At 62.8% G+C, this 20654-nt stretch carries 16 protein-coding genes and 1 pseudogene (1 of these 17 cut by a window edge); 12 read left to right on the top strand and 5 right to left on the bottom strand.

Translation table 11 applies throughout. The features are described 5' to 3' along the window. Positions 1-18 precede the first annotated feature (18 nt). The 3 genes and pseudogenes from VVT58_RS17075 to VVT58_RS24430 form a co-directional block, all read right to left on the bottom strand. On the bottom strand, positions 19-2508 hold the full coding sequence (locus VVT58_RS17075) for a TonB-dependent receptor (RefSeq protein ID WP_327754910.1): 2490 nt from the start codon (positions 2506-2508) through the stop codon (positions 19-21). Between the two features lie 320 nt (positions 2509-2828). Beyond that, positions 2829-3386, bottom strand: a pseudogene (gene istB / locus VVT58_RS17070) (IS21-like element helper ATPase IstB); the annotation flags it as partial. Between the two features lie 5 nt (positions 3387-3391). After that, entirely contained in the window at positions 3392-3865 is a 474-nt protein-coding gene (locus VVT58_RS24430) for a helix-turn-helix transcriptional regulator (protein WP_405053749.1), read from the bottom strand. Between the two features lie 537 nt (positions 3866-4402). Here VVT58_RS24430 and VVT58_RS17060 point away from each other — a divergent pair. The 5 genes from VVT58_RS17060 (at position 4403) to VVT58_RS17040 (ending at position 9872) form a co-directional block, all read left to right on the top strand. Then, the gene (locus tag VVT58_RS17060) at positions 4403-4948 is read left to right on the top strand and encodes a spore coat protein U domain-containing protein (RefSeq protein WP_327754912.1); all 546 of its coding nucleotides are present in this window, start codon (positions 4403-4405) and stop codon (positions 4946-4948) included. Between the two features lie 85 nt (positions 4949-5033). Beyond that, positions 5034-5606: a spore coat protein U domain-containing protein gene (locus tag VVT58_RS17055; RefSeq protein ID WP_327754913.1), complete on the top strand. Its 573-nt coding sequence runs from the start codon at positions 5034-5036 to the stop codon at positions 5604-5606. Between the two features lie 84 nt (positions 5607-5690). After that, entirely contained in the window at positions 5691-6482 is a 792-nt protein-coding gene (locus tag VVT58_RS17050) for a molecular chaperone (protein WP_176598763.1), read from the top strand. 28 nt (positions 6483-6510) lie between these two features. Continuing rightward, entirely contained in the window at positions 6511-8991 is a 2481-nt protein-coding gene (locus VVT58_RS17045) for a hypothetical protein (protein WP_327754914.1), read from the top strand. A gap of 2 nt (positions 8992-8993) precedes the next feature. After that, complete coding sequence (locus VVT58_RS17040) at positions 8994-9872, top strand: hypothetical protein (protein ID WP_327754916.1); 879 nt, start codon at positions 8994-8996, stop codon at positions 9870-9872. Positions 9873-9890: 18 nt separating this feature from the next. Here VVT58_RS17040 and VVT58_RS17035 read toward each other — a convergent pair whose 3' ends face one another. Beyond that, positions 9891-10313 carry a hypothetical protein gene (locus tag VVT58_RS17035; protein WP_140404547.1) on the bottom strand — a complete coding sequence of 141 codons (423 nt, stop codon included), beginning with the start codon at positions 10311-10313 and terminating at the stop codon, positions 9891-9893. A 388-nt stretch (positions 10314-10701) separates the two neighbouring features. Between VVT58_RS17035 and VVT58_RS17030 the strand changes: the two genes are divergently transcribed. From VVT58_RS17030 to VVT58_RS17000, 7 genes are all read left to right on the top strand, one after another. Further along, on the top strand, positions 10702-11352 hold the full coding sequence (locus VVT58_RS17030; RefSeq protein ID WP_327754917.1) for an alpha/beta hydrolase: 651 nt from the start codon (positions 10702-10704) through the stop codon (positions 11350-11352). Between the two features lie 282 nt (positions 11353-11634). Then, a complete protein-coding gene (locus tag VVT58_RS17025; protein WP_066562602.1) occupies positions 11635-12009 on the top strand; it encodes a response regulator transcription factor in 375 nt (124 codons plus the stop codon). After that, positions 12006-13133, top strand: a complete 1128-nt coding sequence (locus tag VVT58_RS17020; RefSeq protein WP_327754920.1) for a YaiO family outer membrane beta-barrel protein — start codon at positions 12006-12008, stop codon at positions 13131-13133. The genes VVT58_RS17025 and VVT58_RS17020 overlap by 4 nt, the downstream gene beginning before the upstream one ends. Before the next feature lie 5 nt (positions 13134-13138). Beyond that, on the top strand, positions 13139-14128 hold the full coding sequence (locus tag VVT58_RS17015) for a HEAT repeat domain-containing protein (protein WP_327754921.1): 990 nt from the start codon (positions 13139-13141) through the stop codon (positions 14126-14128). Further along, a complete protein-coding gene (locus VVT58_RS17010; protein WP_327754922.1) occupies positions 14125-15561 on the top strand; it encodes a glycosyltransferase in 1437 nt (478 codons plus the stop codon). The genes VVT58_RS17015 and VVT58_RS17010 overlap by 4 nt, the downstream gene beginning before the upstream one ends. Before the next feature lie 65 nt (positions 15562-15626). Continuing rightward, entirely contained in the window at positions 15627-17015 is a 1389-nt protein-coding gene (locus tag VVT58_RS17005) for a hypothetical protein (RefSeq protein WP_327754923.1), read from the top strand. Further along, positions 17008-19317, top strand: coding sequence for an ATP-binding protein (locus VVT58_RS17000; RefSeq protein WP_327754925.1), 2310 nt, complete (start codon positions 17008-17010; stop codon positions 19315-19317). The genes VVT58_RS17005 and VVT58_RS17000 overlap by 8 nt, the downstream gene beginning before the upstream one ends. A gap of 192 nt (positions 19318-19509) precedes the next feature. On the opposite strand, the gene VVT58_RS16995 is transcribed toward VVT58_RS17000, so the two are convergent. After that, positions 19510-20654 carry the 3' portion of a TonB-dependent receptor domain-containing protein gene (locus VVT58_RS16995; RefSeq protein ID WP_327754926.1) on the bottom strand. Its footprint extends 844 nt past the window's final position, so the window shows 1145 of its 1989 coding nt (coding positions 845-1989); its start codon lies off the right edge, out of view; the stop codon is at positions 19510-19512.

Genomic DNA, 20654 nt, shown 5'->3' with positions numbered 1-20654 from the left:
CCGGGCTGGTTGCTTCTGTCAGAACCGCCAGCTTACCTGCAATTGCACGGTCCGCGGCATGCCGGCGAAACCGATCTGGTCGCCTGCGATCCCGCCCGGTGTCCCCGTACCGCTGCCGGTGGACGGTCCATCGACGACGCCGGTCACGTAGAATTGATTGGTCAAATTCTTGCCCATCAGCGCGACTTCCCATCCCTGTGTTGACCGCAGACGCAGGGCGCCGTCGAGCGTTACGTATGAATCGATGCGCGAAAGAGCCTGGCCAAAGCCGGAAGGCAGATAGCTGGAACTATAGCGCGCGTCGGCGCTGATACCGAAGGAAAGATCGCCGCCCAGATCAGTATCATAGGATGCGCCCAGTGTTCCGGTCCATTTGGGCGCCATGGAAAGCGAAGCGCCTGCCAGGTCCTGCCGCGTGCCGACTTCGGCACCGGCGATCGGGCGATAATTGCCCGTAACGGCGTCAAGGGTCAGATTGCATCCCTGGTTCGGGGTTTGACCGGAATAGCAGGGCGCATTCGGGAAATCGGTATAGCGGGCACGGTTATAATTCCAGGCGCCATGGATATTCAGTCCTGGTAGAGCAGCGGGCGCCAACTCGAATTCCATTTCCACGCCCTTGGTTCGCGCGTCGGCTGACAAGGTGTTGAAGGCGAAAATCGGCGAATTGAAGAAATCGACCTGAAGACCGGAATATTTGTAGCTATAGGCGGTCAGATTAAACCTGAGCTGCCGGTCGAACAATTCCGATTTGAAGCCTGCTTCAAAGCCCCTGGCTTTTTCTTTCCCGAAGGTGATATCAGCCAGATTGTTGGATGACAGCGCGGAATTGAAGCTGCCATTGGAAAAACCGCCCGACTTGTATGCGGTCTTATATGCTCCATAGATCAATATGTCGTTGGTCGGTTTCCAGGTGATGGTTGCTTCCGGTGACCAGTCCTTGAAGACCTGGTTGGCGGTCAGCGTTCCGCCCGGCGCGGTGGAAGGTACGAAAATCCCGGTCAGGGCAGGGCTGACGTCGGGTTGAACGAAGAAGCTGTCCTTTTTCTCATGCGTGTAGCGAACGCCGCCGGCCAGTTCGATCGTAGGGACCACTTTCCATGTCACCTGGCCGAAGGCGGCCAGCGTTTCACCCTTGGTGGTGGAGATCTTGTCGATCGAGACATAGCGGAAAGCGGGGCTTGCCGCCGCATTTTCCAATCCAAGATCGCTGACCTGGTTCAGAAATCGCTTGGTACTCTGATACAGACCGCCAATCATGAGGTTGACCGGACCGTCAAAGCTGGTCAGAGCGCGCAATTCTTCGGAAAAGGCGCGCCAGGTCGAACGCTCAGTGGCCCAGATGGAACCGACATTGGCCTGAAGCTCGCCGGGGATCGTCCACTGGTTGCTGTTCCACTGATAATTTGTGACCGACGTCAGGGTCACATTGTCCAGTGCGTAGTTTAGCGTATTGTTGGCGCCCCAGGATTTGTAGGTGTTGTAGAGTTCGCCGCTATCCTTCGCATAGGGGAAGTTCGCTGCGATGGTCGTCGGCATCTTGTTTTGATGCGTGATATATCTGTCCTGGCACGCATTGGCGGGATTGAGCGTGCTGAATCCCGTCGCGCAACGATAGACGACATAGTTCCAAGAGCCATTGTTCACCCTATTATAATCGCCCATCACTTTGAGCGTATTGGTCAGCGCGTCGGTCGGTGTCCATTTGAGCGTCAATCGGCCCAGCAGTTCCCGTTCCTGGGGCTGGTCGGTGTCGGATGGAATGCTGGCGTGCGGCGTGACGATGCCCGTCGTTGGATCCAGCGTGTTGACGGTCATCGCCGTCGACTGATTCCTGATATATCCGCCGAACATTTTCGATCCGCGCACCGCCAGCCGGATTCCCAGCGTGTCGCCAAGCGGGGTCGATGCCACACCTTCCAGTTGAACCTGTTGCGATCGGAACTCATATCCGGCCCTGGTAAAGAATTCGGCCTTGTCTCCCGGATCGGCCGTCGTGATGGAAATCACGCCGGCGGTCGCGTTCTTGCCGAAGAACAGAGCCTGCGGCCCCTTGAGCACTTCGATCCGCTCAAGATCGAAAAAGCCCTCGTTGATGACGCGACCCTGGCCATAATAGGCTCCATCGACAACGGTCGCAACCGATTGCTCGATGCCAATCGAGGTCGAGGAAGACCCAATGCCGCGCATGGTAAGTTGTGCGCCCGATCCGTTGGATGCGCGGCCGACCGTCAGATTGGGCGTGCGCGCAGCGACTTTTTCGATGCTGGTGAGATCAGCGGAGCGGATCATTTCCGCGGACATGGCCGTGACGGCCACAGGGACATCCTGCACACTTTCAGCGCGCTTTCTCGCTGTAACGATGATGTCTTCGAGGCCGCCTCGACTGTTGGCTGCGGTGGAATTATCCTGCGCCACGACAGGGAGCGGCACCGCAGTGGCAAGACAGGTTCCGGTCAAAAGCGCTAATTTCGTGAAACGCCCCAGATAAGCATCAAAACGGTACATCTTCCCCTCCGCGTGAATTCCGATCGTTGTCGGATGGTTGTTACAGGTCATTCGACCGCGCCAGTGGATATAGCGATTCCTGAAGGAATTCTACTGATTATTGAATCATAAATCATTTTTAAAATCTGGACCGCTCCATGGCACCGCGTTGGGCTTGCCGATCGTCGGTGCCATGGTCCCCGAAGCCCCGGCGCGCTCTGCCGTTCGACCTGCATCTGGCGGTTTCGTTTGACGCTCTCGTGTCAATCGGCGTGCAAACGGGATCCCCGATCGGAGGAGCGCGCAGCGCAAAGCATCTTAATCCCGGCGTGCAGCGGGGATCAGTTTCGGTTCTTGAAGCGCCAGCTGTCATTGCCGGTCTCGATGATGTCGCAATGATGGGTCACGCGATCGAGGAGAGCGGTGGTCATCTTGGGATCGCCGAACATGGTGGGCCATTCCCCGAACGCCAGGTCGGTCGTGATGGTGACGCTGGTTTGCTCGTAAAGTTTGCTGACCAGATGGAACAGCAACTGCCCGCCTGAACGGGCGAACGGCAGATAGCCAAGCTCGTTCAGAACCACGAGATCGAGCTGGGAGAGCTGGGAGGCAAGCGCGCCGCTTTTGCCGATCCGGGATTCCTCTTTGAGGCGGGTCACCAGATCCATGGTGTTGAAGTAACCCCCCCGCTCCCTGGCGCGGACCACATTGGCGGTGACGGCGATAGCCAGGTGGGTCTTACCTGTGCCGGTGCCGCCGACCAGGACGACATTGCGCCGTGCGGGCAGGAACGCGCCACCGTGCAGCGAACGGACCAGCCCCTCGTTGATCGGCGTCCCTTCGAAGCGGAACGCATCGATATCCTTCACCACCGGCAGCTTGGCGGCCGCCATCCGGTATCACCTCAATATGCAAGGAACTTGAACGGTTGTAGTTGAGCGAACAACGCCTCACGACTTCTCACGCCGATTTTTGAATAGATACGGCGGATATGCGTCCTGACCGTTTCCAGGGAAATTTCCAGACTCCTGGAAATCTGTTCCGCATTCATGCCGCTCATCATGGCGTTCAATATTTTATGCTCGCCATTGGTAAGCCGGTATATGTCCTTGACGTCATCGGATATGATCGATCGATCGATGAAATGCTGCGCGGAAAAGAAGATAAGGCCGATCTGTTCGCTGCCCGGACTGGTTTCGATCAGCCTTCCGCGAATGATAAGATAATCTTCCCTGACGGGCAGAATGACCATCGAGGATGCCGCGCCGGACCCCGCATGGACAACGAACAGCTCAAGGCGCGACTGATTATCCGGCTGGAGGGCGAAGAGGCGGTCGTTCTGTTCCTGTAAATCCGGCGAATGTTGCAGCAGGGCCATGGCGGCCCTGTTCTGCCAATGCAGGCGCAAAGAGCGATCGATTATCGCGTGCGGAATCGGATCGGCATCGACCCAGCTCGCAAAAACCGACTCTCCATTCGCCATGGAGCCTTCAGCCACACATACCCCCCGGCAGCAGCCTCTATTTTTAATCCATATCTATCGAATCGACAGTTATAACTTACGATATAGATAGATTAACAAATTTGTCCTTAACAAAATTGATGAAGCCATGTCCCGATTTTGTACAAACCAGGTCGATTTTAATTGATGCGGCCGGAAATATGTCAGGATCGCACCGAAATCCGGGACTTTCATGAATTTTTACCCGCTGCTGCCGTTCCGCGTTAACCATTAAAGCGGAGCGATACCCAATATTGAGTATTAACTTTCGTTAGATATATATTAATACTTTCGTTCAGCTCCAGGGGTGGGGAAAGAGAGTCGCGCGCCCTCCCTGAAGTCACGGCCGGAAGCAGCCCCATTGGAGACGGGGGTGGTTCAGGCCGCTTTTTGTAACAGATGGGGAAGTATTCCATGAAGAAGATGATCCTTGCCTCCGCGGCAGCAATGCTTGTCGCGAGTCCGGCCTTTGCGGCCAACTCGGCCACCGACCAGTTTCAGATCAATGCTCAGATCCCCGAAACCTGCACGATGCAGAACGTCAGCGACGTGAACCTCGGCGCGCTGAACATTTCCACGACGGCGGGCAATGGCGCCCTGCTGCTCAGCAGCGATGCGACGCAGAACACCAACCAGTTCTGGGTTAGCTGCAACAAGCAGAACCAGATGACCCTTTCCGGTCCCGCGACCCTTCAGGGCTCGCGCGCTTTCCAGGCGGGCGTCGACGATGCCGGCTTCACCGACAAGCTGAACTATCGCGTCGAGGCTCTGAACTATTTCACGAGCGGCTCGCAGCCCAGCTTCTCCAGCGCGAATGGCGCCCAGAACCAGACCAGCCGTGGTCCCGTCCACCGCCAGGTGCGTCTGGCCGCGAAGGTGCTGTCGTCCGAAAACACGCTGCGTCCGCTGGCCGGCAACTATACGGGCACCGTGACCGTCACCGTCCAGACCGCGCTCTAAGGCACGGCTTGGATCAGGGCATTGAAGCCCCTGATCAGGTCGTCGCTCTGACGCGCAACCCATTTCAAGATTCAAGGAAATCCTTATGAAGAAGCTCCTTATGGCCGCCACGGCCGCAGCAGTCCTGATGGCTGGCACCCCTGCTTTCGCAGCCAGCACCGACAGCGACACGTTCGACATCAACGCGTCGGTCGCCAAGACCTGCACGATGGAAAACATCACCGACATTCAGCTCGGCACGGTCAACGTCAACACCAATGCCGGCAGCACCGCGCTGTTCATCAACGATGTCGCCACCAGCTCGACCAGCCCCTTCTACGTGTCGTGCAACGACACCAACAGCATGACCATCTCGTCGGCCAATGCCGGCCGTCTGACCACCAGCACCCCGCTGACGGGCGCGGATGCAGGCTTCAAGAACACGATCAACTACTCGCTCGCCGCCGACAATTATCGCAATGGCGGTCTGCTGCAGCAGCCCGGTTTCCGCCGTTCGGCTCTGCTGGGTCTTATCCAGCTCAACAACGGCGCCTCGCGCGGCGCGCTGCACCGCCAGGTCAAGTTCGACGCGCTGGTCGATCCGCTGAACAACCTGGATGCCCGTCCGGTGGCCGGCACCTACAGCGACACCGTGACCGTGACGGTCACCGCCAGCTAATCGCAGCATCTGCACAGGAATTTGGGGGAGCCCTTTCATGGCTTCCCCGATTTCCGCCGTTCATGATCGAGGGGGAAGAGGACGATGTTCCTCAAATGGGTGAAATTCGTTCTGCCGCTGCTTCTGCTGACAGGCATGGCGACCGGCGCGCAGGCTGCGCGGGTCACGCCGATGTCGGTGGATCTGGAGCCTCAGGGTACACGTTCCACGGCGCGGATCGAGGTCGCCAACAATGAAGACCGCCAGTTGCCGATGGAAGTGCGCATGTATCGCGGCGTCATCGGGGAACGCGGCGAACTGACGCTGGAGCCCGCGGACGACCGTTTCATGGTCTTCCCGCCCCAGACGCTGATCGCGCCCAATGGCAAGCAGGTATTCCGCATCCAATATCTGCCGGACGGTCCGCTGACGAAATCGGAAGTCTATTATGCGGCGGTCAGCCAGATTCCCGTCCAGCTTCCGGCCGAACAGTCGCGCATTCAGGTCGTGATGCGCTTCAACGTCCTCGTCAACGTCGTGCCCGACGGGACGGCGCCCGACCCGGTGGTCGCCCAGATCGCGCCTATTTCCCGCGAGGTCGAGCTCGGCCCGGATGAAAAGGCGCCGCAGGACAAGGATGTCCGCAAGACCCGGACCGAAAATGGTCTGGAAGTGCGCATCGAGAACAAGGGCAATCGCTATTTCCCGGCCGGTCGGTCCGGCTGGGCCGTCAGCGGCACGGACAGCACCGGCAAGCCCTATAGCGCGGAATATAACGCCGCTCAGATGAGCGAAATGATCGGGATGGGAATCGTCGCGCCGGGCCAGGCCCGCATCTTCTTCATCCCGACTCCGGAAAAAATGGCGGCCGGAGCGACGGTGACGCTGAAGCGCTGATCCTTTGAACATGCCCGAGGGGGGCAGGGTGAGACATTTACTCTTCAGCGTCGCCACAGGCGCACTGGCCGCGTCGTCGACGGTCGCGCTGGCCCAGGTGGCCGGGCAGGGGACAGCCGGCGCGCAGCCTCCGGCCGCGCCCGGACCCGCGGCTCGACCCGGCGACAAAGGTCTGCAGATGACCCTGCCCCTTTTGCGGCAGGGCAATGTCTATGGCGATGTCGCCGCGACGGTCTATGTGGACGGGACGATCCTCTTCGATCGCCAGTCTCTGCTGGAGCATGTCGCGCCCCTGCTGTCGGAGAGTGGGCGGACCAAATTCGCGGCGGTCCTGCCCGCCACGCCTTCGGTTTCGGTTGCCGATGTGGAGAAGGCGGGCGTCACCCTCATCTACGATTCTTCCGAATTGCAGGTCCGCGTCGACCGTATCGACGGGACCATGGTCGCCGCCCAGGCATTGGGGGAAGCCGTGCGCTTTTCCCTGCCCGCGACCACGCTCGAACCGGAGAAATTCAGCGCCTATCTGAACATGATCGGGGACATGCGGGTCAGCGATTTCCGCGACTTCGAAAAGCCTGCCCTCATCCTGCAGGGGGCGATGCGCTATCGCGGCGTCGTGCTGGAATTCGACGGCGGCTATGATCAGGCGCTGACCGGCGGTGGCGGCTTCTATCGGCGTCAGGCGCGGCTGGTCTATGACGAATATGAAAAGCAGCGCCGCTGGAGCGCGGGCGACCTTCAGCTCAATGGCCTGTCGATCACCTCCGGCACGCTGCTTGGCGGCATTGCCGTCGAAAAGGGCAGGCGGACTTTCACCGGCAGCACGCCGCTCCTTCAACTCGGCGGTCAACAGGTTCTGCTCGACCGCGATTCCACGGTCGACGTGATCGTCGACGGCCAGCAAGTGGAGCGGTTCCAGCTCAATTCGGGCACGTACGACCTTTCCCGGCTTCAGACCCAATATGGCGGCCGCAACGCTCAGCTCTACGTCACGGATGTCAGCGGGCGGCGGCAGATCACCTCCTTCGATTCCTATTTCAACCCGTCCGACCTGATCGCCGGGGAAAGCGAATATGGCGCGGCGGTGGGCTTCGTGCCGACCGACTTCCGCGCCCAGCCGATATACGGCCACTCTCCCGCATTGTCGGCCTATTATCGCCGCGGCATCAGCAACCGGCTGCTGCTCGGCGGCGCGGTGCAGGCGGGCAACGATGTGCAACTGGGCGCCATAGAGGTCATTTCCACGCCGCGCTCCATTCCCGGACGGTTCGAATTTTCGAGCGCGATCAGCACCGGACGAGGGACCGGCTATTCGCTGCGCGGCGCCTATTCGCTGCAATTCGGCTATGGCATCCAAGGCAAGCAATTGTCGGTCAGCGCCGACTATCGCAGCCGGAATTTCTCGACCCTGTCCGACGCCATCGGTTTCGGCCGTTTCCGGACCTTCACCCTGACCGCCAATTACGGCCAGCAATTGAGCGATCGCACCAGCCTGGTCGTAGGCGGCAACTGGTTCGAGCGGGAGGGGCTGAGGGGGACCAAGCTCGCCTTCGTCGATGTCATGCACCGGGCATCGCGCTTCCGCCTCACCGGGGGGGTGGAATATGGCAAGGACGTGTTTGGGCGCAGCTTCGGCGCGCGCATCGCATTGGTCGTGCCCTTCGGTCAGAAGACCCGCGCGGAGGCAGGCTATAACAGCCGCCGCGACGATGCGCGCCTTTCCCTGACGCGCAGCTATGACGATAGGGTCGGCTCCTTCGGTTACGACATCGCCGCGCACAATTCCGACGGCATGGCCTCGATCGACGGATCGGCAACCTATATCGGCAACCGCTTTTATTCGCGCTTCACCACCATCTCTTCGGGCAATGGCTTCTCGCGAATCGACGACCGGCAGGACAGTCGTCTGCAAATCGGCACGTCGATCGCCGTGGCGGGGAACAGCGTCGCCATCGGCCGGCCGATTTCCGACAGCTTCCTTGTCGCCAAAGCCCATGAGGCGCTCAAGGACAAGCAGGTCGTGGTGGGACAGTCGGTGGACGACGGCAAGGTGGAGGCGCAAAGCGGCATCTGGGGCCCGGCGCTGGACGGGCGGCTCAATAGCTATAACCGACAGAGCATCCAATATGATCTGAAGAACGGGACGGAAGGCTACGACATCGGCACGGGCGTGCATACCGTCAATCCGCCCTATAAAAGCGGCTACAAACTCGTCGTCGGCAGCGATGCGAATATCAGCGCCTATGGCTTCCTCTATTATGAGGGGGAGAAGGTCAGCCTGCTGGGCGGCACCATTTCGGCGGTGGACGATCCGGTCTTCGCGTCGCAACCCTTCTTCACCAACTCCGCGGGCCGTTTCGCGACGCAGGGGCTTCGTCCCGGCAAGAGCTATCGGGTGGAGCTGCGCAATCCGGACATGCAGTTCATGATTCACGTGCCCGCCGATACGAAATCCTTGCTACAACTGGGCGATGTGACCGCCCGCCCGGCCACCGGGACACAGGAGTGACTATGATGCGCCGATTTTGCCGCTACCTGGGTTTCGCGTCGCTCATCGTGCCGGGCCATGCACTGGCGGAATGCCGGCCCTCCTTCGTCGAAGGACCGCGCGAGGTCCGCCTCGCCGCTGGCGACAGCATGGACCAGCGGCAGTTGACCGAACCCTTCCGGATCATGGTGCGCAATGACGGCGACAGCGAATGCCGCCTGCGGCTGCGGGTGACGCGGGATTTGGGAGCGTCCGACGCCTCCTTTCCCAATTATATGCTGAACGGCCCCGGCGGGAATATTTCCGTGACCTCCGCTTCGCCAGCGGACGTGTCGAGCGGCGGCGGCGTGGTCATCCTGCAACCGCATGGGCGGACGTCGGTCGGCTATACCGTCAACGTGCCGGTGAACTGGGGGATGCGGAGCGGCGATTATCGCCAGCAACTGGTCTTCGCTCTATCCGAAGACAGCAGCAACGCCCCATTGGACGAGGTGCAACTCCGCCTGAAGCTGGAAATTCCGGCGACCGCCCGCATCCGCTTCGCTGGCGTCGGTGGGGAAGGGGGAGCGGCCCGGATCGACCTGGGCGAGCTGTCCACCACCATGCGGACAGTGTCGCAGCCCTTCGCGGTCCGCGTGCTCAGCACATCGGGCTATCAGCTACGCTTTACGTCCCAATATGGCGGCATGCTCCGCCGCATCGACGGCCCGGACGTCATTCCTTACCGGCTGTTCGTGGATGGCCGCGCCTTCAACATGGCGACGGGCGATCAGATCAACGTCGGTGAACACACCGGATCGCTGGGCGACGTCCACGGCATTTCCATCACCGTCGATCCGGACCCGACCTGGCATGCGGGCAAATATACCGACCGGGTGACGGTGGCCGTCACGCCGATCTGATCCTGGCCTTGGATGGGGTCAGAAATAAGTGATGGTGAGGTTGATCGCCAGCGGCGCCTGAAGCGCGCTATATTGCACGCCGATGGGCCGCATGCCGAATTTGGCGCCGACGCGATTGGCCACCGGCGTCCAGCCCGACGCATTGAGCTGACGCGAATAGCCGGCATAGCTGAACCGCACCTGCTCGCTGGGCGCAAGCTCGCGATAGGAGGCGACCACCTGAAATCCGTCCGCGCTGTTGCAAAGCTCCATCACGCTTCCGGATTGGAAACCCGATCCTTCGCTCAGTTGCACGGGATCGCTGTCGATTTCGCAATAGGCCGGAACCACGGCCCTGACGGCAAAGGAGCCCTTGGCGGTTTCGGAAGCCATGGCCGGGCTCACCAGCAGCGCGGCCGATGAAAGGATGGTGGATGCAGCACATAGTCGAACGAATGTCATCTTCGGCCCCTTCTGTTGCCGTTCGTCTATCACCGCTGAATTAAAGAAAGCTTGATGCATTATCCTTAACATTCCACGCATTGGGCCGGAATGAAGGATGGGAGAGGAACCGGCTGAACGAAGGAGGGGAAGAGTTTGGAGACGTTCCCGTTCCTGCGTTCAGCCGAGCGAAAAGCGGGGAAGTATCCGGATTCCGCGAGTCCAATGTATCACTTCGTTTCCCGTGATTCATCCGCCAAAAACATGAACCATCCGTTAGCGCGCATTCAAGCGGCGGGACGGCGGAAAATTCGGTTCGTCCCAAGCGGGCAACGACAGTTCGCAAAATGCCCGCGGCATATTGTCAATCATATTGATAGAGAATAAGAAGTCGGCAGGAGGTCCCGCCATGCGTCCATATGCTACCGAACTTGCTCATTCCGCGACGATCCTGACCGTGCCCGGCCTGATGAACAGCGGACCCGGCCATTGGCAGAGCATCTGGGAATCGGAACTTCCCAACTGCCATCGCGCGGAACTGGGCAGTTGGGATGCGCCGCACCGCAATAGTTGGATCAGCAATCTCAGCCATGCGATCGGCCGGATCGACGGACCAGTCATCCTCGCGGCGCACAGCCTGGGCTGCCATGCCGTCGCCTGGTGGGCCGCGTTCGAATGCAGCGAATGGAGCGACAAGATCGCGGGCGCCCTGCTGGTCGCGCCGCCCGAGCTCGAATCAGGGGTCGTCGACCCCCGCCTGCGCGGTTTCGCTCCCACGCCCAAGGCTTTGCTGCCTTTCCCCTCGATCGTCGTGGCCAGCCGCAGCGATCCCTATATCTCGATCGGTCGGGCAAAGCGGTTGGCGCAATTTTGGGGCAGCCGGTTCGCGGATGCCGGCGAAGTGGGCCATATCAATGCCGACTCCGGCCTTGGCGATTGGACGTTCGGCCGTTTCCTGCTGTCCCGGCTGGGTCAGCCTGTGGAGCAGGAGATCGACGGCCGCCAGAACGCCAGCGAACGGGAACGCAGCGCCGAGGCGACCCTGCTCTACGGGGTCTGAAACCAGCGAGGGCCAACCCGCATTCCATCTGTGGCGGGCATGGTGCTGCCCAGAAAGCTTTCATATCGAACTGATTTCGGCGCAGTCGAGGCTCTTGGCTCGACTGCGCCGAAAATCCATTCGACATGATGGGCGTCGCGGCTTTCGGCAAGCATGCCATCCGGACGGGCCGTGGCCGCGTCACGGCGAAATGAGGGTTAAAATGGCATTATTGATTGTTAAAAAAGGAAAATATCCGCAGTTGGAACGTAACGGCTGAAGCGATCCAAGAGGTAGGTAATAGTGGCGCACATCCTGGTTGCCGATGATGACGATCTGCTGGGCGAGCTGGTTCGGTTCAAATTGGAGGCGGCAGGCCATGATGTGACGATCCGGCAGGATGGAGCCTCCGCGCTGGAGGCGGCGCGCCAGGGCGATGTCGATCTGCTGGTGCTCGACGCGATGATGCCGGTCATGTCCGGCGCGGATGTGTTGCGCGCCGTGACGCAGGAACTGCCGGAGATTCCGGTGGTGATGCTGACCTCCCGCAAGGCGCAGGCGGATGTCATGGCGGCGTTGACCTCCGGCGCGCGCGATTATCTGACCAAGCCCTTCATTCCCGACGAGCTGGTGGTGCGAGTCAATGCGATCCTCAAATCGGCCCGGATGGCGCGGTGAGGACGCTGTCCGCTTGTGTCATGGCCTGCATGACGCTGGCTGTTCCGGCACAGGCTGCGCCCACCGCTTCCCGCGACGCGCAGATCGCCGCCGCCCGCGCCGCTTTGGCACGCAAGGATGAAGCGGAGGCCATTGCCCTGCTGGACCGGGCCAATGCCGATTTCCCCGACGATCCTGAGATTTTGCGCCTGCTGGGCAGCGCCCATGGCTTTGCCGGGCACTATCTCCAGGCTATCGTGACGCTGCGCCGGGCGCAGGAACTGGCGCCCGCAGATAACGACATCGCCGCCGCCCTGGCCCGCGCCTATCTCTGGTCGGGCGACCGCGCCGCCGCCGAGCGCGAAGTCGTGGCGATCGAGCGGCGTTCGCCCGGCGATGCGGAGGTTGCCGCGATCCGCCGTCAGCTTCTGACCGAAACGTCCGCCGCTCAGCCTCAGCGCTTCGGCCTGGCCGTGGCGCAGGGCTTTTCCCATGTTTCCTTCGACAACCGGCCGAGCCGGACCTGGTCGACGACGACGCTGGCCGCTTATGGCCGCGTGGCGCAGGGCACGGTGCTGGCGCTCGCCGCCGAGCGGGAGGATCGCCAGAGCTTCACTGATACCCGTATCGAGGGGCGCATCGACCAGCGCATCGGCCCGCATATCCGCGCCTATGCCGCGCTGGCCGTGACGCCCCACGCCGATTTCCGCGAAAAATGGAGCGCCAGCGGCGGGATCGAGGCGGATGTCACATCCTATGCGACCCTGCTTGGCGACCTGCGCCATGCCGAATATCGGGACGTGTCGGTGACGACCTTCCTGCCGGGCGTCCGCCTGACTGCGGTTCGGCTGGGCGTCAGCGCCACGGTGCGGATGATCAACCTGTGGGATGAACAGGGCACGCACCGCGCCGGGGTGTCCGGGCGGCTGGACGCGACGCTGAACCATGGCGCGACCCTTTATGCCGGGGCCGCGACCTATCCGGATACCGAAGCGGGCATCACCCGGCAGGTCCATTCGCTGTTTCTGGGCGGCACCGTGCCGCTGGCTGAACGGATCACACTGCGCGCCGGGTTGGATTATGACCGCCGCCGGGCGACCTATACGCGCAAGGGCGGGTCGCTCGGCCTTCAGATCGGCTTCTGACCGTGATGCAGATGCCGATCCCCGACCATGTCGCGCAGATCGCCATTTTCATCTCTTTCTACGGCGCGCTGGGCATGGCGGCGCTGCTGCTGTTCCTGGTGATCCGCCGCGACCGGGCGGAGCGGGCGGATGCGCAGGCGGCGGCGATGATCAAGGCGCTGATCCGTGAGATCATGGGCGGTGGCATGGAGGGCGGGGACGGCGAGGATGCGCTGTCCGGCCCCGCCTTCCGCAAGGCGCGGACCGCCGACAAGCTGGCGGCGATCGGCCGCATGATCCAGCTTCTGCGCGGCGAGGAGCGGGAGCGGCTGATCGCGCTGGTCGACCGCCACGGCCTGCTCAAGGATGCGCTGCGCAAGACGCAAAGTTCCCGCCGCCGGGCGCAGGTTGACGCGATGCGCATATTGGGCAGCATCGGCGGCGAACATGCGGTCGACGCGCTGCTGTCGGTGCTGCATGAGGATCCGCATATCGACACCAGGCTGGAGGCGGCGTCCTTGCTGGCGCAACTTGATGCGCTGCCCGCGCCGGAACGGCTAATCGAAGATCTTTCGCTCTATGAAACGCGGATCACGCCTTTGCACCGCAGCCTGTTCCGCCTGATCGCGGTCAGCCATCCGGCCGAGTTGATGGCGCTTGGCCGGTCGAACCAGTTGCCGCCTGCCGTCCGCGCGCTGGTGATCGATGCGTTGGGGTGGACGGAGGACTTCGCCGCCCTGCCGCTGTTGGCGGCGGCGGCGGGCGACCCGCATCCTCCGGTGCGCCTCGCCGCGCTCGATTCCGCGACCCGGCTCGGCCATCCGGGCAGCGCCGGTTGGATCATCAGGATGCTGGAAGACCCCGAACATCCGGTGCGCTCCCGCGCCATTCGCGCCTGCCAGATCATGCGGCTGACCGCCGCCCTGCCGTTACTGTCGGCCCTGCGCAACGACCCTTCGCCCTGGGTCCGCCTGCGCGCGCAACAGGCGGTGCAGATGTTGCAGGTGGCGGCATGATGGCGCGCATCCTCTCGAAGGCGGCCGATATCGGCGTCGGCACGCTGGTCGTCATCGGCCTGCTCTGTTTCCTTGTCGTCAGCATCCGCAATCTGGTGTCGACCGTTCAGTTGCTGCTCGCCGCGGGGGTCTTCGTCACCCGGATCAAGCCGGCCAGCCGGTCCTATGACCTTTGGACCCGCTACGCCGACCTTGCCCTGCCGGTCTCGGTGATCGCCCCCTGCTTCAACGAGGAGTTGTCGATAGCCGACAGCGTCCGGGCCTTGCTGGCGCTGGAATATCCCGATCATGAGGTGATCCTGGTCAATGACGGTTCCAGCGACCGCACGCTGGAGGTGCTGATCCGCGAATTCGCCCTGCGCCCTATCGAACGGGAGCAACTGGCCGAATTGCAGAAGACGAAGATATTGGGCGTCTACGGTTCGGCCCGCTATCCGAACCTGATCCTGATCGACAAGCAAAATGGGCGGAAGGCCGATGCCGTCAATGCGGGCCTCGGCTTCGCCGCCGCGCCTCTGGTGTGCGTGATCGATGCGGATTCGATCATAGAACCGGACGGCCTGCTGCGCGCGGCGGAACCCTTCATGGCCGATGACGGGTCGTTGATGGCGGTGGGCGGGGCGATCCGCATCGTCAACGGATCGGTGGTCGCGGGCGGCCATGTGCGCCAAATCCGCCTGCCGGGCAAATGGCTGCCCCGATACCAGATATTGGAATATCTGCGCGCCTTCCTGACGGCGCGCATCGCCAATGCGCGGCTGGACATGCTGATGCTGATATCCGGCGCCTTCGGCATGTTCCGCCGGGCCACGCTGGTCGAGATTGGCGGCTATCGCCACGATACGGTGGGCGAGGATCTGGAGGTCGTGACCCGCATCCACCGCCGCATGCGGGAGGAGAAAAAGCCCTATCGCATCGATTTCGTGCCGGAAATCGTCTGTTGGACCGACGCGCCGGAAAGCTGGAAGGGGCTGCGCAACCAACGCGCGCGGTGGGAGCAGGGCGCGCTGGAAACCATCGTCGAACATCGGCGGATGCTGGCCAATCCGCGCTATGGCCGAATCGGCCTCATCAGCATGCCGCTGATCGTGATCGAGGATGTGCTGGGTCCACCCTGCGAGCTGTTCGGCTATCTCCTGATTCCGCTGCTCTGGCTGATGGGAGTGACATCCGGGACGGTGGTGTTCGCCTTTTTTTCGCTGACGGTGCTGTTCGGCACGGCCCTTAGCCTCGGCACGCTGGCGCTGGAGGAGGTGCAATTGCGCCGCACGCCGCGAGCGCGGGATTTGGCCATGATCGGCATCGCCGCCGTGGTGGAGAATCTGGGCTATCGTCAGGCCAATCTGGCGTTCCGGCTCCATGGCATGTGGCGGTTCTTCCGCAAGGACAATCGTTGGGCCGCCGCCGGTCGTTCGGCCTTCGTGCGCCAGTGAAAGCGGCTCTGTTCCTGCTGGTGGCGGCCGCTGCCCCTCCCGCCCCGATCTGGAAAGGACCTGCCATGACGAACTGGCGCGAGGTGGAGCGACTGACCCTGTCCGGCACGATCGAGGCGGGCGTGTTTCGTCCCGCTGCGCTGGCGCCGGAACGCGCGGATGCGCTGCCTCTGCCGCTGCTGGTGCCGATCGGCGTGAATATCCTGCCGCTGGCGGATGTCCGGCCTTTCGGAACCGAGGATCGGGTGAGGGTGGAGCATGACGGGAATGGCCTGCGCATCCGCTGCCAGGCTGGACGCGCGCCTGCCGGTGCCGTGCTTCATTGGCCGGATCGGCGCCTGCCCCGCGCCTATCGGGGGTTTTGGCGGCTGGAAGGGCGCGCCGACGCCGCTATCGGTGTCAGCGCCCTGCCGCTCGGGCGGGACGCGCCAGCCATTCCGGCTGCGCACTGGACAGATAGGCCCGCCATCATCCCCTTCACGGATCGGCAGGAGGAGCAGATGCTTGTCCTGACCTGTCCCGACAGGGACGTCTCAGCCCAGCTTGACGCGGTGACATTGACGCCTACCGGAGCGGGCCCGAACGGGCGGGGGACATGGATTTGGCGCGAACAGGATTGGCGTGCCGATCCGATCGGCTTCTCCCGCCGCGCTGCTGCGGCGGGCTGGACCGAACTCGCCATTCAGGCGCCCGCCAGGCCGGATTCCGCGCTGGCCCGGCTTGCGGCGGCGCTGACGGAGCGCGGCATCGGCTTTCGTCTGCTCGATGGCGATCCCGGCATGGCAACGGCTGAAGGGCGTGCGGAAGCCGTCCGCCGTTTCGCTCATCTGCGCCGCTGGTGCGACGATCATCTCGCGACCCGGCCGCTGCTTGAACTCGACATCGAACCCTATGCGCTGCCCGGCTTCGCGAGCGATCCGGCAGGCTGGCAAGGTTGGGCGGAAAGCGTGCAGGCGGTCGCCCAGGCCTGGGGCGGGGCGGTGGCCGTCGACCTGCCCTGGTGGATGCGCCGCTCGCCCGAAGGGGCGGCCGCCCTCGAAACCGCCCTCGCCTCGATCCACGAAATCATCGTCATGGCCTATCGCACCGATCCTCAATTGATCCTGGATGCCGCCGAAAGCTGGCTTGGGGAAGCAGGGCCGCCCGTGCGGATCGCCCTCGAAACCGGCCCCGTGGGGCAGGAAGCAACTCGGCTCTACCGCCGCGCGCCGAGCGGCACATTGAAGCTCAGCGATGTTGGGGCGGAACTGCTCGCCACGTCCGAAGCCTCCGGCCCGTCCGCCGCCACTTTCGCCCTGGTGCGCGAGAATAGAACCGACCCCACGCGCATCAGCTTCCATGGCGCGCCGTCCCGAGCCGCCGAAACCGAACGCGCGCTCATGCCGTTGCTGTCGGGCTGGCCCGGTTTTGCAGGCTTTCGCGTCCATGGCTGGGAGGTGTCGGCCCATGGCTGACCCAAGCTCACCCGGCTGGATGAAGGAGATGCTGGCGCTCCAGTCGGCGGTGACCGAAGCCTATGCCGATTTCCAGCAGATCATCGATGAGGTGGTGGCGCGCGCCCTGCGCATCATTCCCCTGGCGACGGGCGCGATTGTCGAGATGCGCGATGGCGAGGAGGTGGTCTATCGCGCCGTCAGCGGCACATCGATCAAGCAGATCGGCCTGCGCCTGGCGCTGAGCGGCAGCCTCTCGGGCACCTGCATCGCGACGGGCGAAACCCAGTTCTGCCACGACAGCGAAACCGATCCCCGCGTTGACCGCGACGCCTGCCGCAAAGTCGGCGTCCGATCGATGATGCTGGTTCCCTTGCCCTATCATGGCCAGACCGTGGGCGTGCTCAAGGTCTATTCCGATCGGATGGCGGCCTTCACCCGCGCCGATCTGGACGTTGTCCGCCTGATGGCGGGGCCGATCATCACGGGCTTCGCCAATGCCGCGCATTCGGACGCGGCCCGCCGTTTCGCCGCGACCTTCGAACAGGCCGCCGTCGGCCTCGCCCATTGCTCACCGGAAGGGCGCTTCCTGCTGGTCAACGACCGCTTCTGCGAGATTGCAGGCTATAGCCGGGAGGAATTGGCCGGCCTCGACTACCGGCAGATCACCCATCCCGCCGATTATGAGATCGATGCCCGGCTGGCAGGCCGCCTCCTGCTGGGGGAGATCAGCGATTTCGCTTATGAAAAGCGCTATGTCCGCAAGGATGGCGGGGTGGTGTGGATCAACCTTACCGTCTCGCTGGTGCGCGATGCGGTAGGCGCGCCGGATTTCTTCGTCTCCGTGGTGGAGGATATTTCCGCCCGGCATTCGGCGGAAATGGCGAGCGCCGCCAAGACCGGCTTCCTCGCCAATATGAGCCATGAGATCCGCACCCCGATGAACGGCATATTGGGCTTTGCCGATCTGCTGCTGGGCGCAGGCCTGCCGCCCGAACAGCATCATCAGGTCAAGATGATAGCAGATTCCGGCCGGGCGATGATGCGCCTGCTGAACGACATATTGGACCTGTCGAAGGTCGAGGCTGGGCAGATGGAGATCGCCCGCGAACCCTTCGACCTGATCCATGCGCTGGACGCCTGCCTCAATCTTGTACGGGCCAGCGCGGGGCAGAAGGGCGTGGAACTGATCCGCGACATTGCCGACGATCTGCCGCGAATGATGCTGGGCGACGGGCTGCGGCTGCGTCAGGTGGTGCTCAACCTGCTGGGCAATGCGGTCAAGTTCACTGCCGAGGGGCATGTCGCGCTGCGCGTGCATCTTGATGGAGCGGATCGGCTGGTGATCGCGGTCGAGGACAGCGGACCCGGCATCGCGCCCGAGCGGCAGGCCGCCATTTTCGAGAAATTCGTGCAGGCGGATGTCGGCACCGCCGCCCGGTTCGGCGGCAGCGGCCTTGGCCTGTCGATCAGCGCCCAGCTCGTGACGCTGATGAATGGCGAGCTTTCGCTGGACAGCACAGTGGGGCAGGGGAGCCGCTTCACCCTGCATTTGCCCTTCGAACAGGCCGATGCGGCGGCGCTTTCCTCCATCGCCTTGCCGCCCGCCGGGAAGGCGGTTCATCTTGCCGACCTGCGGGTGCTGGTGGCGGAGGATCATGACGTCAATCAGGAGTTGGTCCGGGCGATGCTGGAACGGATCGGTTGCACCGCGACGATCGTGCCCAATGGCGCGCAGGCGCTCGCCGCCGTGCTGCGCGCCAGGGAGGAGGGCGCGCCCTATGACATCCTGCTCATGGATATGCAGATGCCGGTGATGGATGGGCTGGACGCGGCGCGGGCCATTCGCGGTCAGGGCGTCACGGCCCATGAACTGCCGATCCTGGCGCTGACCGCCAATGCCTTTGGCGAGGATGTGCACGCCTCGTTGGCCGCGGGGATGCAGGCGCATCTGGTCAAGCCGCTCCGCTTGGCCGATCTGCAACAGGCGCTCGCGACATGGCTGCCCGCCAAGGCGATTGAGGAGGCGCCCGAAGCCTTCGACCCGGTGACGCAGCAACTGAGCGAGCGCTTCCGTGAGAAGACGGCGCTGTGGTCGGCCCTGCTCACGCGCCTGCTGGATGACCCGGCCCCGGCGGGCGAGGCGCTGGAAGAAGCACAGGGTGAATTGCACAAGATTGCGGGCACGGCGGCGATGTTCGGCCAGGCGACGCTGGGCAGCGCCGCGGAGGCGGCCGAACAGGCGCTGAGAGAAAGGGGACAGATGGACGCGACGGTCGCTGGCAGGATAAGGACCGTGATCGGATTATGTGGAGGTGGTTGAGCGGAGGCTTTGGGGTGGATAGGGGATGGTCTGTTTCGCGCTGCCTTCCTTGCAGTGCATCGTGCTCCTGCGAAGGCAGGAGCCCAGTCCCGCCGTTCGTGGATCGTCGCACCGTAGGAACTGGGTTCCTGCCTTCGCAGGAACACGTGCCTCTCAATGGCTGGAACTGGCCAATCCCAGCCTCTGGAACGATTAAAACTTGACCTTCACCCCCAACCGAACAGTGCGAGGCTCCACAACCCGGCTCAACCTTCCTTCCTGCGGGCCGGCGGTGTCGAAGGCGGGAATATAGGACTCGTAAAAATAAGCGATGTCCTTGTCCCGGCTGTCGAGGACATTCAGTAGCTCCCCATAAAGCTCGATCCGCTTGCCCTTCCACGCGCCGCGGGCGTTGACGACAGTGCTCCCCTTATCCCGCGCGCTATTGTCCTCGATCAGCGGATAAGGCCCCAGATGCCGCACGCGCAAACTGGTCTCCCAACGTCCCAGCACGACCGCCGCGCCCGCCGAAGCCGCATTTTCGAAGGCATTGGGAATCCGGTCTCCATTGTCGTAGCGCGAATGGCTGGCGGTATAATTGCCGTCCAGCGCCAGCCAGGACAGCGGCCGCCAGAAGGCGACGATCTCATAACCATGCCGCCTGCTGGCGCCGGTCGGTTCGACCGCGTTGGAATCCCCGACGAAGCGCAACTCGCTGCCGACATTCAGCCACCAATAGGTTGCCGTCAGGCTGGCCGATCCGATCTGCAAACGGCCACCCAATTCCTTGCCCGTGCCGCGCACGAGCACGGGAACGGGCGTATCGACATTCACCGCCCCGCGCACATCGTTGCTATGAAAACCCCGGCCCCAATTGGCGTAGAGTTCCAGCGCGGGCGCGACACGATATGCGAGCGAGGCCTTGGGCGAGAGCAGGCTGTCCGTTCCCTTGCCCTCGCCCAGCGCGGCGGCGGTGGCGTCCAGTGCCCGCACCGCATAGCGATAATGGTCGCCACGCAGCCCGCCCGTCAGACGCAGGCCGGACAGGGGACGCCAAGTCACATCGCCATAGAGAGCCAGCGACAGCTCCTCGACATGATAGCGGCCGAGCGAAGCAAGGAATGCACGGGCGGCGGTGCGGGACACCCCGACATTGCCGATATGATCGTAGCGATCCTCAGTTCCGACACCGAAATCGATCGTCGAGCCAAGCGACCAGCGCTTCTCCGCCGTAGCGCCGATGATCCAACGGCGGTCATATTGCCGGATCTGCGCGCTGCTGCCGTCTGGATCGGCATAGGTCGGGTTGGAATACATCGACCAGTCATAATATTGCGCATAGGCATTGGCGCGCCAGT

Source organism: Sphingobium sp. SJ10-10 (assembly GCF_036038995.2).
In the GTDB taxonomy this organism is placed as follows: domain Bacteria; phylum Pseudomonadota; class Alphaproteobacteria; order Sphingomonadales; family Sphingomonadaceae; genus Sphingobium.
The sequence above is the reverse complement of the archived record's forward strand: the minus strand, read 5'-3'. Positions and strand labels throughout refer to the sequence as shown.